The sequence below is a fragment of the uncultured Sneathiella sp. genome (assembly GCF_963976355.1).
Taxonomy (GTDB): Bacteria; Pseudomonadota; Alphaproteobacteria; order Sneathiellales; family Sneathiellaceae; genus Sneathiella.
The window spans coordinates 195,950-209,156 of the sequence record NZ_CAXBKA010000005.1 but is presented as its reverse complement, the minus strand read 5'-3'; the positions used below and the strand labels follow the sequence as shown (position 1 = coordinate 209,156).

The following is a 13,207-nucleotide window of genomic DNA, read 5'->3' as shown; positions in this document are numbered from 1 at the left end:
CCCCTGCAGCGTGCTTTTTTTTGAACATCAAAGCCATGTATCGGCCTGCTGTCAACTGCTTCAATCTTGAAGTGACCTATTAACTAGTCGGGCAAAGGGGTATAGCTGTCGTCGCCCGGCACACTATCAAAGCGGTTTTCTTTCCAGCCTTCTTTCGCTTGATCTATTCTATCGCGACTGCTTGAAACGAAGTTCCAGTACATAAAACGAGGCTCCGGCAGTGCATCCCCACCCAAAACGGCAATGACAGTATCCTTCATCGCCGTCAGCGTCACCATTGGATTATTGTCAAGGACCGCGAGCGTTCCTGCCTCCACTGAGGCGCCATCAACATCTACTTCACCCTCGATTACATACACCGCCGCTTCTTCATATTCCGGCGCAAAGGGAATAGATACGCCCGCCTCCAGCTGGATATCAGCAAAGAACAGACGGCTGAGAGTCACAACAGGAGATGTTTCACCAAACAGACTTCCCGCGACCAGACGTCCCCACCATCCCTCACCTCGCAGCTCGGGTAATTCAGACTTGGGCGTATGTTCGAACGACGGATCCGTTTCCTCATGCTCCTTCGGAAGTGCAACCCACATCTGCAATCCATGAACAGACTGTTCAATGCCGCGCATGGCATCGCTAGTGCGCTCAGAATGGACGATACCGCGCCCCGCCGTCATCCAGTTCACATCCCCCGGGCAGATTTCCTGGACCGAGCCGAGACTGTCGCGATGAAGGATGGAGCCCTCGTATAAATAAGTGACTGTCGCCAGTCCGATATGAGGATGCGGCCGAACATCCATGCCCTGACCAGCTTTCAATACTGCGGGCCCCATATGGTCGAGAAACACAAATGACCCGACAGAACGGCGTTTGGCGACGGGCAATAACCGGCGCACCTCAAACCCACCAATATCCGCAATTTTGCCCGTGATACTTAAGGCGATGCTATCCGCTGTCATCTGGTCACCTCTCCGTCATTATTGTGCCGTCCAGCCACCATCGATTGATTGCAAGCTGCCAGTGATATTTTCCGCAGCGTCGCCGCAGAGAAACAGGGCAAGAGCAGCCACCTGTTCAATGGTTGTGAACTTCTTCGTTGCCGCGGCAGCAAGCAGGACATCATTTATTACTTCTTCTTCAGTTATGCCGCGGGTTTTTGCCGTATCCGGAATTTGCTTTTCAACAAGAGGCGTCCAGACATATCCGGGGCAAATCGCATTTACCGTGATGTTGTCCTTTGCCACCTCAAGAGCGGCCGTCTTGGTGAGGCCGGCGATACCGTGCTTGGCCGCCACGTAAGCACTCTTATTGGGAGAAGCGACAAGCGCATGAGCAGAGGCAGTGTTGATGATCCGCCCCCACCCGCGTTTTGTCATCAGGGGAATGGCGTGGTGCATCGTATGAAACGCGGACGTGAGATTGATGGCTATGATCGCGTCCCATTTTTCAACCGGAAATTCCGCGATCGGCGCGACATACTGGATTCCTGCATTGTTTATCAGGATGTCAACGCCACCGAATTCGGCGACGGTTAGGTCAAACATCGCCGCAATTTCATCCGGTTTTGTCATATCCGCCGGGCTATACAGACATTTAACGCCATACTCGCTTTCAAAGGAACTGCGTAGCGCATCAATTTCCGCCGCATCGCCAAAACCATTGATGACAAGATTGCATCCTTCTTTGGCAAGCGCCCTTGCGCATCCCTCACCGATCCCGGAGGTTGAACCTGTAATTACCGCAACCTTATCTTTTAACATTGAAATTCCTTTTCATGCATCCCGTGATGACAGGTTAAGTAATAATCCCGCATCAGATTAATTACAACGGCCAGAAGAATAGAATGGATGGTATTGAAACCGCAATAATAAGAATTTCTAGGGGCAGGCCCATTCGCCAATAATCACCAAACTTATAACCGCCCGGCCCCATGATCAGAGTATTGTTCTTGTGGCCGATCGGCGTCAAGAAAGCGCAGGACGCGGCAACCGCGACGACCATCAGGAATGTATCAGGGTTCACATTCAGCCGGTTTGCGATGTCGAGCGCGATCGGCGCCCCGATGACGGCCGTTGCCGTATTGTTAAGAACGTCCGACAAGGTCATAATCACCACCATCAGCACGGTCAGAACCACCACGACAGGCATCCCTTCCGTCAAATTGACGATACTCCCGGCGATTAAACCCGTTCCGCCCGACTCTTCCAGAGCAACTCCAAGCGGGATCATCGAGCCCAACAGCACAATCACCGGCCATTCAATGTGATTATACACTTCCTGTATCGGAACGATATCGAGAGCGACATATGCTGCCACCACAATCGCCAGAGCAACAGCAAGATAAATCCAGCCGAAACTTGCCGCCGCAATCCCTGCCGCGAAAATGCCCGTCGCTAGTCCGGCGCGGCGATACTGGGTCACAGAAAGCCCGCGCTCGGCCAGCGGCAAAACCCCCAGCCACTGGGCAACTTCAGGCACACGGTCAACAGGCCCCAGCAAAATCAGAATATCGCCCGCCTGTATATCAAGTTTTCGAACTCTCTCGCGAAACTTCTCTCCCTGACGCGAAACGCCGAGCAGGGTGACACCATGACGTGTCAGCAAACGAAGGGACATCGCCGAGCGCCCTTCAATTCGTGCATATCGAGGCACTACGAATTCCATCAGCCCCATACCGCCGGAGGCCGCCTTTTCATGCCGCTTTTCACCGTCAAATTCCAGCTTCATTGCGCCGCGGAACTGATCAATGCTTTTTGCAACCGCATCCACGACAAGGACATCTCCAGCCCGGATCTCCGCATTTCGTGCCTGTCCGGCAAGACGCTTGTTATTTCGAACCAGACCGACCACTGCAGCATCATTCTCGTCCGCGATATCGTCCAGCTCCCTCACCAGCATCCCGATCGCCGGTGACTCTTCAGGAACCAGCAGCTCCGCGAGATACCCTTCCTGATCAAGCAAATCGACAGTTGGCGCCTTGCTGTCCCGTGATCCCGGAATAAGTCTCCAACCGACAACGGTAATAAAGACGATACCGACGATCGCACAGACAAGACCGACAGGCGCAAAATCGAACATGCCAAAAGGAGCGCCCAGAGCCGCCTCCCGATAGGAAGCGATGATGATGTTGGGTGGCGTACCGATCAAGGTAATCAATCCGCCAAGGATGGTTGCGAACGCAAGCGGCATAAGGGTAATACGCGGAGATCGCTTGGCCTTGTTGGAGGCCTGTAAGTCGACCGGCATCAACATGGCCAGCGCTGCAACGTTATTCATAAATGCGGAGAATACCGCGCTCAATCCGCCCATGGCCGCAATATGACTCGAAAGCTTTAAATCAAGCGCGGCCAGTTTTCGGGTAATCAGATCAATCGCGCCGGAGTTCACCAGACCGCGTGAAACGACCAGCACCAGCGCAATGATAATCGTTGCCGGATGACCAAAACCGGAAAACGCCAGTTCTGTCGGAACCAGCCCCAACACCAACGCGATAACAAGTGCAACAAAGGCCACCAGATCATAACGCCAGCGTCCCCAGATCAGCAGCGCGAAGACGACACCGAACAGCGAGAATAAAAGAATTTGGTCAATCGTCATTTGTCATTATCCGAAGCAACGCAGAAAAAAGGGCAGATATCAGGCAGATTTGGCAAGCATTGCGGCCATCATCTGATGGAGGAGGTTGACGGCTTTCAATGGTCGCACCATCACTTTGAAATCCGTGATCCGCCCATCTTGCGCCCAATGGATGATATCAACGCCATTTATGACGACCCCGTCAATAGTGGTTGTGAATTCCAGCATCGCGTCCGCTTCGCCGATGATTTCACGTACATAAGTAAAATCATCCCCGTTCAGAACCTGAAATGCCGCCAGCAAATATTTGCTTGTAATGGCTTTGCCGCGCTGAGGTGTAAAGACGACAGGGCTATGGAACATGGCGTCTTCGTGAAGAAGCGCCGCAAGTTTTTCCGGATCTCCTGTTTTTACGCACTCATGCCAGGCGGCGATGGTATTCTCGATCATCATTCAGCCTTTTCTTCCAACGGATTTGATGAAGAAGGATTAACCATTTCAACACGAATGTCACGCTGTGGAAAGGGAACATTAATGCCTTCATCCTTGAACATCCGCCAAACGCTGACAAGCACCTCGCTCGTGACATTCCGGCATCCGTCCTCCGGGTCGGCAATCCAGAAACGCAGTTCAAGGTCAATGGCGCTATCCCCGAATCCCCGCATCAAACACCGGGGGGCTGGATTGCTCAACACCCGCGGCACATCTGCCGCCGCTGCCTCTATCAATTTTTGCGCTTTCGGGATATCCGTATCATAAGCCACCCCGATCGGAGCACGAAGCCGCACATTTTTCGAACTGTAGGACCAGTTGATTACCTGCTGGGTTATCAGATCCTCGTTCGGGATCAGATACTCCATAGCGTCACGCGTAATGATGGACGCATACCGTGCACCCATCGCATTAACCCGGCCATAGGTCTGCCCGACTTCGATGACGTCCCCCGGCTTGATGCTCCTATCAAGAAGCAGAATAATGCCACTAATCAGATTAGATACGATCTTCTGAAGACCAAAACCGATACCGACACCGAGCGCGCCACTGAAGACAGCGAAAGCCGTAATATTTATACCGGAGTTGGAAAGGATAATCAGTATTGCCGCCGCAATCAGCCCGACCCGCACGAGTTTCGCCGTCAACACTTGAACAGATGGAGTTAAGGCGCGCGATTTATAAATTCTTCCTTCAAGAAACCGCGATAGCCCGAATGTGAACCAGAAGACAATGATACCGGCTACCAGCGCCTTGGCGACGCCCAGCATGGAAATCCGTGTCTCTCCCAGATTGAAGGCAAGGTCTTCGAGAAAGACAAGGGTTGGGTTTAGCAACCCGAGAATATTGAGGGCTGCGACAGTCCAGGCGCAGAAGGCAACGATGCGCGCCCAGATCTTGTTTTGGGCGAGACTGGTGACGATGTTGATAACGATCCAGGCAACCAGTAGTGAACATATTGCGCTGATGATATGAGACGGTGGCCCTACACCTTGGAATATCGCTAGGATCGTGAATTCGATCCCGAGCCAGATGAGCGGCATTGCCAGTGCCGACAGTATCTCGAACGCTCGTGCAAACATGGCACGTTCAGGCATATGATTCTGGAGATTGGCGAGCCCGTGTTGAAACTGTCGGCGTGTGAGGATGGCCACGATCAAACCACCGACAACGGCCAGAACCTGTGAAATAATATTCACATCGGACCCGAGAGCCACAACCTGCTCAAGTCCTTGGCTTAAAAACTCGCGTATGTCATCTGCGTTCATCAGGCCTGAGCTTACCCTGATCAGAGCGGAAATCAAACAACTATCCAGCGTGGATAGGATCCGCAATCAATATTTGATCAAAAAGGATGCGTTGGATTAAATCTATGTGATAAGGTGATCCACAACGAGAAAAACACTAGCCTTTCACCAATGAGAAAGGGCGTCCTTTGTCCTTTTTTAGCTCTCAGAATATCGCAGGCAAACCGCATATTGACAGTGATTATTCGTGGTTTCGTCTCTGCATTTCCGTCCTGATCTCGCTTGTTGGCAGCGCCGGCATGTGGGCCGTCGTTATCGTTTTGCCTGCCGTTCAGGAGGAGTTCGGCATTGACCGCTCGGCCGCCTCCTTGCCTTATACCACCACCATGATCGGCTTTGCCCTTGGCAACTTCCTGCTGGGCAGAATGGTAGATCGTTTCGGTATAGCCTTTCCCATGATGGCGGCAGCCCTGATGCTGACGGCAGGATTTGCGCTTGGCTCACTTTCCGGAAATGTCTGGCTGTTTGCGAGCGCCCAGGGCATCCTTATCGGTATCGGATCCTCAATCACTTTTGGACCGCTGATCGCGGACATTTCTCACTGGTTTGAGCGGCACCGCGGTGTTGCTGTCGCCGCCGCTGCGAGCGGCAATTATTTGGCTGGCACCTTCTGGCCCCTCATTCTGAAAGATGTAATCGCCACGGATGGCTGGCGGGATGCGTATCTGCTTGTCGCAATAGCCTCCTTCGTCATCATGACTCCGATGGCGTTGCTGCTGCGTCGGCGTTTGCCGGCGCAGGTTGTTGACCTTTCAACAGGCACCGTGGTGCCGCCGGTTGTGAAACGGCGCATTGATATTTCACCGCGCGCCCTCCAAATCCTGCTGTGCACCGCAGGAATAAGCTGTTGCGTCGCCATGTCGATGCCGCAGGTCCATATCGTGGCCTATTGTGCCGATCTGGGCTTCGGTGTAACGACCGGAGCGGAAATGCTCTCGATCATGCTTGCGGGAGGGATTGTCAGTCGCCTGCTTTCCGGCTTTCTTGCCGATCATATTGGTGGGGTGCGGACTATTCTCCTTGGCTCTTTCCTGCAATGCGTCGCCCTCTTCCTTTACTTGCCCTTTAACGGTTTGGCTTCTCTCTATATTGTGTCACTTATTTTCGGACTATCGCAAGGTGGCATTGTCCCGAGTTATGCAATTGTCGTTCGGGAATATCTCCCTGCAAAAGAGGCCGGTGAACGTGTCGGTTTGGTTATTATGATGACGGTGATCGGCATGGCATTGGGCGGCTGGATGTCCGGACTTGTCTATGATCTAACCGGTTCCTACCAAGCTGCATTTATAAACGGCATAGCCTGGAACATGCTGAATATGGGTATTATGGCGCTGTTGCTCTGGAGAACTCGTGAAAGAAGCGCTGCGCCCGTCTGACTTGCAACTGGAATGTTCGTGGCGAGAAACCATGTCGAATGCGGCACAGGTCACCATGGCTATAAGCAGAAAGCTCATTCACTAACTTCAGAATTAAACCGAAACGTGTTCATATATGTAGATGCTATCACTTTGACATAAACGGGAGGAGCCGTTATGTTTTTGGTGAAAACGGGGATCAGCCGAAAGATTAGTTGCAATGATGAATTTGCGTCCTGCCTTGATCGCAATTCTATTCAGCATGGGGCTCACTGCAACGTCAGTGGCGGATGATGCGCCGCTTCTCATCCTTGATGATGCATTAAGCCTTGCCAAAGCCCAGAACCTGCAACTCAAGAACGCCGATCTGCAGATCAACGTGGTCGAAGAACAGAAAAAGGCCGTCGAATCCAAACAGTTTCCTCAGCTTTCCGCCCATGTTCGTGGCCTGCAGAATTTCGTTGATAACGAATATACCTTTGAGCAAGGATCACTGGGAACCGTTGGCGGCTTGCCCGTGCCGTCCAGCAATGTGTCCATTGATACGACAAACGGCTTTACAACGCATTATTCACTGACAGCGACACAGCCGCTTGTAGGGCTCTATGAGATAGGCCTGAATGTCGATAAGCTTAAGACGGAACAGGAGATCGCACGCCAGCAATCCCGCCAGACGGAGCAGTCCGTTACCTTGCAGGTCAAACAGCTTTACTATCAGATACTGAGTGACGAAAGCGCTATTGAAGCAACCAAATCCTCGATCCGGTTCAATGAAGAGCTCGTCAAAATCCTGAAGGACAATGTCGCCCAGAAAACCGAACTGGAGTATCAGCTTTTAAATGGAGAAGCGCAGCTGGCCTCCACCCGCCACCAGTTATTCGTGCAGCAGAACGATATCCTGACAGCAAAGCAACAACTCAATGTTCTGCTGGGGCGTGAGATTTCAACCCCCTTCCGCGTCAGTCCCGCGAAAGCCAGTCCGTCTGTCGCCTTTAATCCGGATGACGCCGCCGATCAGGCGATTGCCCGCAGACCGGAGACAATGCAGGCGCGCCTTCAGGTGGAAGCTGCCGAAACCGGGATCGAAATCGAGAAAAGCGCCTACCTGCCGGAAGTCAATCTGATGGCGAGCTATGGCCGCTCGGAAAATACCACCTTGTTGCCGGACGAAAGCATGTATGTCGGCCTGATCGCAAAATGGGATTTTTTCACCTGGGGCGGTAACGCAAGTAATGTTGCCGGCTCTCGCCTCGCACTGAAACAGGCGCTCAACTCCCTGCGCGACAATGAGGACCAGATTCGTGCGGAGGTGAGCCAGAACATCCGTGCGCTGGAAGTCGCAAGAACGCTGGTGCCGGTTACGGAAATGGCAAAGAAGGCAGCCGAGGAGCAATTGAGGGTGAGCTTTAATCAATACAAGGCACAAACCATCCTCCTCAGTGATCTGCTGAATGCACAGGCCCAGCTGGAAGAGGCAAATGACAATTATCATCAGGCGCTGCTCGGGGTTTGGAATGCCAGCGCCGAGCTTGAGCAGGCACTGGGAGAAGAGTAGATGCCATCGCGTTTTATTGCCGCAGTTGGCGTCACGCTTGGACTGTCCTTTCTGACAGCCTGCGATTCGGAAGAGACCCAGCAGGTCGCTCCGCTACAACCGGTGCGAACCGAGGTGCTTACTCAGGGTGCTCTCAGTAACGACATTCGCTATAGCGCCAATATCGAGGCCAACACGCAGGTCAATGTCACCTTCAAAGTGACAGGCTATGTCACGGAACTCATGCAGATAAAAGGAAGTGACGGGACCGATCGTGCAATTCAGGCCGGTGACGTGGTGACCAAAGGCGATACGCTGGCCACGTTGGACTCCAAGGATATTCGCGATAGTCTGGTTCAGGCAAACAGTCAAGTATCTGCTGCGCAGGCCAATTTAAACAAGGGCAAACAGGACTTTGACCGCGCAACCTCCCTGTTCAACTCCGGCAGTATGACCGCGCCAGATTATGACAGTGCGAAGCAGGAGTATGAGAACGCCCTGGCGCAGATGGAAAATGCCAAGGCCGCCCAAAAAATCGCGGAGAACAACGTCAATGATTTTGACCTGACCGCCCCGCTCGACGGCGTGGTCCTGCAGCGCAATATCGATGTCGGGACACTTGCAAACCCACAAACAGTTGCTTTTGTCATCGCCGATACGAGTACCGTCAAGGCGGTTTTCGGCGTCCCTGACAGCCGGGTGCAATCCCTGGAAATAGGTAATGCGCAAACATTGACAACCCAGTCCTATCCGGAACGGGTCTTTACCGGGAAAATATCCGAGATTGCCCCCTCCGCCGATACCAATAGCCGGGTTTTCGACGTTAAGATAAATCTGGATAACGAGGACGAGCTTCTGAAGGTCGGGATGATTGCCTCGCTCAACCTGCCGAAAGAGACAGCTGACGCTCACCAGGGATCCCTTGTCCCGCTTGCGGCAATTGTCCGTTCCAAGAATGACGCCAAGGGGTATGCGGTTTTCGTACTGAAAACCGAAGACTCCAAAACAATTGCGAGCCTCACAGATGTCAAACTTGGTGACGTACATGGCAACCGGATTACGGTTCTTTCCGGATTGGCCCCGGACGACCAAGTTGTCGTCAATGGTACGGCCTTTTTGAGGGATGGCCAGCAGGTCGCGGTCATTCCGTGAGGAATTCGGCTGAGGGGATGGGGGAATACTACCGGTGAAAGATATTACGGAAACCCACAATACCGCCCGCTATTTCACCGAGAACCGACACATCGCCTGGGTGCTGTTGATTGCCGTATTCATGTGGGGGATTTACGGGTATCTCTCAATGCCCAAGGCCAAGGATCCGGCAATCCAGGTACGTGTCGCCTCTGTTATCACGAGCTGGCCCGGCGCCGATGCCACCAAGATCGAGCAGCTCCTCACCCGCCCCATTGAAGAGCAGATCGCCCTAAGTTCAACGCTTCACCCGGTCAGCCCGACAAAGTTTGCAGTAAAATCACTTACGCTGCCCAATCTCTCCATTGTTCAGATCCAGCTTGAAGAGACACTGACTGACACCAAGGCTGCCTTTAATGAAATAGACCTCAACCTGAAGGCGCTTGACCTGCCGGACGGGGCGGGACCGATCCAGTTTAATGACGGATTTGGCGATACAGCGGCAATCCTGATGACGGTCGCAAGTCCCACTGAAAACCCGGTAGAAATCTCGCTCCGGGCCCGTGATATTAGGGCCGCGATCGAGGCAGCTCGCGCACAACAACCGGCAAATTCCGCCGCCCGCCGCTCCCTTATAGTTGTGATGCCGCGGGATATTGCCCTAACCACACCGGCGCAGGATATGGATCTCTTCAAGGACTATTTAGTCAATAAGAATGACGTCACGGATGCCATTTCATTAACTGGCGCGGGGTTCATCGGCCTGGATGTCTCCACAGCCCTTACCGACAACGAGTTGTCGGCGGAGCTCAATGCGTTCCTGAAGGAAAAGCTTGCGCAGGTCAGCTTCCATGAGGATGCCTGGCCCGCGATCATTATCGATGACCCGGCGCAGACAGAAACCAAACTGCTTGCCTCCCCCGGCGGCAAGTACAGCTATCGGGAACTTGATAATTTTACCAACCTGATTATCCGCAACCTGCAAACCATTCCGCTTGTTACCGTAGTCAACAGTTCCGGTGTCGTTGATGAACGGATTTACATGGAGTATTCGCAGGATCTTCTTGCGTCCTATGGCCTAACGCCAAGCGATGTCAGCGGCGCGATTGCTGCGCGTAACAGCGATATTTCCGGCGGTGAATTTTATGCCAGCGGATCAAATGTGCTGGTCGAGCCGGTCGGAAAATATACTAGCCCGAACCAGATAGGCGATACGGCGTTTACAAAATCCCCCTCCGGCGCGCCGGTTTATCTTCGCGATATCGGGGAGGTCGTGCCCGGCTATGAGTCTCCCCCGTCATTTCTGAACTACTACAACTGGCGGGATGAGAACGGCAACTGGCAACGTGGAAAGGCAATCTCTCTCGCTATCCAGATGCGGGACGGCGGCCAGATTGGCAAGTTTGGCGAGGCGGTCGATGCTGTTCTGAAGCAGGTGCAGCCACATTTACCCGATGATCTGGTAATCAAGCGAATTTCGAACCAGCCATCGCAGGTCGCGGAAAACATCGATCTGTTTATGACCGCCCTGATAGAAGCCATCGTGCTTGTCGTCTTTATCTCCCTGATCGGTTTCTGGGAGTGGCGCTCGGCCTTGCTCATGATGGTGTCGATCCCGATCACATTGGCCATGACCTTCGGCATCATTGATACGCTGGGAATTCAGTTGCAGCAGGTTTCCATCGCTACATTGATTATCGCCTTGGGCCTTTTGGTGGATGATCCCGTTGTCGCGGGTGACGCCATCAAACGAGGTCTTGCCGCAAAGGAGCCACGCATCCTGGCGGCGTGGCTGGGTCCGACAAAACTAGCCCATGCGATCATGTTTGCAACCATCACAAATGTGGTCGCTTATCTGCCATTCCTGCTGTTAACCGGCAATACAGGTGAGTTCCTTTATAGCCTGCCGATTGTGATGACAACGGCACTTGTCTGTTCCCGGCTTGTGTCAATGAGCTTTCTGCCATTCCTAGGTTATTATCTCCTTCGAGCGCCGACAAAACCCGAACGAACGATTGAGGAACGTCGAAGCAAAGGATTTACCGGACTTTATTTTCGCGTCGGAAGTTTCCTGATAAATCACCGGAAAAAAGCGTTGTTGGCTTCTTTTGCCTTTCTTGCCCTTATCATTCCACTCAGCAAGACATTGAAAACCTCCTTTTTCCCCGATGATGTGCAGTATCTGTTTTATGCGGACATTTTCCTCAGGAACAACGCGACGATTCACGAAACTCAGCGGGTTGTAGAGGATTCCGTAAAAATCATCGAAGAGGTCGCCGCGAAGTTTGGTGCCGATCTTGGCTCGGATGAAGGTGGTGATCCGCTACAATCCATCACCAGCTTTCTTGGTGGTGGCGCGCCACGCTTCTGGTTTTCCGTCACGCCGCAATTGCATCAACGCAATTATGCGCAGCTGGTCATGCGACTGGATAATAAGGATCTGACAGCCGAGCTGATTCCCCCGCTCCAGGAAGCCTTAAGCTCCAGGATTCCCGATGCCGTTATCGATGTACGCCAACTCCAGACCAACCCTGTTCCCTATCCGGTGGAGATCAGACTGGCGGCAAAGTCCGCTGTTCAGTCTGAAGGACCGGAATCGGAGGCGGAAATCGCCACACTTCGTCGGCTTGCCGGAGAGGTTGTTGAGATTCTCAGCAAGGCGCCCAATGCAGCGCGGCCGAGAGACGACTGGGGCGGTGAATCTCTCCGGCTCCGGATAAATATCGATGCGGACCGGGCATTCCTTGCCGGCGTTACAAACCAGAATATTGCCGCCTCTTCTTCCGCAGGCCTGAACGGTAATCAGGTCACCACCCTACAACGCGGCGACAAGAATATTCCCGTTGTCTCAATCCTGAAACCATCTGAACGGGCGCAGCTTTCCGACCTTGAAAATATCTACGTGTTTGCCTCAACCAGCAACGAGAAAATTCCGCTCGGGCAGATTGCCACGGTGGAATATCAACTCCATACAGAGAGAATTCAGCGTGAAGAGCATTTTCGGACGGTGAATGTCCGCGCCTTTCCTCTGGCAGGCGTTCTTCCGTCCGAAGTTATGGCGGCTATCAAGGATGACCTTGCCGTGTTTGAAGAAAAACTGCCACCTGGATTTTCCATGGAAGTTACCGGCGAACAGGCGAATGCGCAGCAAGGATTCAAGCAACTATCCAAAGTCATGGCAATTTCCATCGGCCTGATCTTTGTCGCCCTCGTGTTTCAGTTCAAAAACGCGATCAAGCCGCTCATTGTTCTTGCCGCTGTTCCCTATGGTGTGATCGGCGCCCTTATTGCCCTGGCGATCGCTGGCAGTCCATTCGGTTTCATGGCATTTCTGGGTATCGTTGCGCTGATCGGCGTGATTGTCAGCCATATCATCGTCCTCTTCGACTTTATCGAGGAAATGCACGAGAAGGGCGAGCCGTTGCGCGAGGCCTTGCTGGATGCCGGTATCGTCCGATTGCGACCGGTTCTGATAACCGTCGGTGCAACCGTCTTTGGTCTTGGGCCCCTGGCATTGCATGGCGGACCGTTATGGCAGCCGCTTTGCTACGCCCAGATCGGAGGGTTGACCATTGCGACCTTTACGACGCTGCTGCTTGTTCCCATAATCTACTCAATCTTCGTTCTCGACCTGAAGGCCGTCAAATGGGAAGAACGTGAAACGGCGATTGCCTGAAGCAAAGGAATGACAAAGCCGCAACATTGTCGGTATACTCATTCGCAGTAAAAGCTGCGGCACCAAGAGCGTGTCCGTGCGTATGGTTCTTACCAAAGGAAGAGTGAAGTTGAGAAGAATTTCAGGCGCCGCTATCGGC

General features: G+C 53.1%; 9 protein-coding genes. 4 read left to right on the top strand and 5 right to left on the bottom strand.

Features of this window, described 5'->3' with window-relative positions; all coding sequences use genetic code 11:
- Positions 1–83 precede the first annotated feature (83 nt).
- The 5 genes from AAC599_RS13210 to AAC599_RS13190 form a co-directional block, all read right to left on the bottom strand.
- The gene (locus AAC599_RS13210; RefSeq protein ID WP_340150874.1) at positions 84–956 is read right to left on the bottom strand and encodes a pirin family protein; all 873 of its coding nucleotides are present in this window, start codon (positions 954–956) and stop codon (positions 84–86) included.
- 18 nt (positions 957–974) lie between these two features.
- A complete protein-coding gene (locus AAC599_RS13205; RefSeq protein ID WP_340150873.1) occupies positions 975–1,757 on the bottom strand; it encodes a 3-hydroxybutyrate dehydrogenase in 783 nt (260 codons plus the stop codon).
- A gap of 61 nt (positions 1,758–1,818) precedes the next feature.
- Positions 1,819–3,594 carry an SLC13 family permease gene (locus AAC599_RS13200; protein ID WP_340150872.1) on the bottom strand — a complete coding sequence of 592 codons (1,776 nt, stop codon included), beginning with the start codon at positions 3,592–3,594 and terminating at the stop codon, positions 1,819–1,821.
- Positions 3,595–3,633: 39 nt separating this feature from the next.
- A complete protein-coding gene (locus tag AAC599_RS13195; protein WP_340150871.1) occupies positions 3,634–4,026 on the bottom strand; it encodes a nuclear transport factor 2 family protein in 393 nt (130 codons plus the stop codon).
- Positions 4,023–5,333 carry a mechanosensitive ion channel domain-containing protein gene (locus AAC599_RS13190; RefSeq protein WP_340150870.1) on the bottom strand — a complete coding sequence of 437 codons (1,311 nt, stop codon included), beginning with the start codon at positions 5,331–5,333 and terminating at the stop codon, positions 4,023–4,025. The genes AAC599_RS13195 and AAC599_RS13190 overlap by 4 nt, the downstream gene beginning before the upstream one ends.
- Before the next feature lie 167 nt (positions 5,334–5,500).
- Here AAC599_RS13190 and AAC599_RS13185 point away from each other — a divergent pair, with 167 nt between their 5' ends.
- From AAC599_RS13185 to AAC599_RS13170, 4 genes are all read left to right on the top strand, one after another.
- Positions 5,501–6,748, top strand: coding sequence for an MFS transporter (locus tag AAC599_RS13185; protein ID WP_340150869.1), 1,248 nt, complete (start codon positions 5,501–5,503; stop codon positions 6,746–6,748).
- A gap of 199 nt (positions 6,749–6,947) precedes the next feature.
- The gene (locus tag AAC599_RS13180) at positions 6,948–8,282 is read left to right on the top strand and encodes a TolC family protein (RefSeq protein WP_340150868.1); all 1,335 of its coding nucleotides are present in this window, start codon (positions 6,948–6,950) and stop codon (positions 8,280–8,282) included.
- Positions 8,283–9,413 carry an efflux RND transporter periplasmic adaptor subunit gene (locus AAC599_RS13175; RefSeq protein WP_340150867.1) on the top strand — a complete coding sequence of 377 codons (1,131 nt, stop codon included), beginning with the start codon at positions 8,283–8,285 and terminating at the stop codon, positions 9,411–9,413.
- 34 nt (positions 9,414–9,447) lie between these two features.
- The gene (locus tag AAC599_RS13170) at positions 9,448–13,068 is read left to right on the top strand and encodes an efflux RND transporter permease subunit (protein ID WP_340150866.1); all 3,621 of its coding nucleotides are present in this window, start codon (positions 9,448–9,450) and stop codon (positions 13,066–13,068) included.
- The last annotated feature ends 139 nt before the right edge of the window (positions 13,069–13,207 follow it).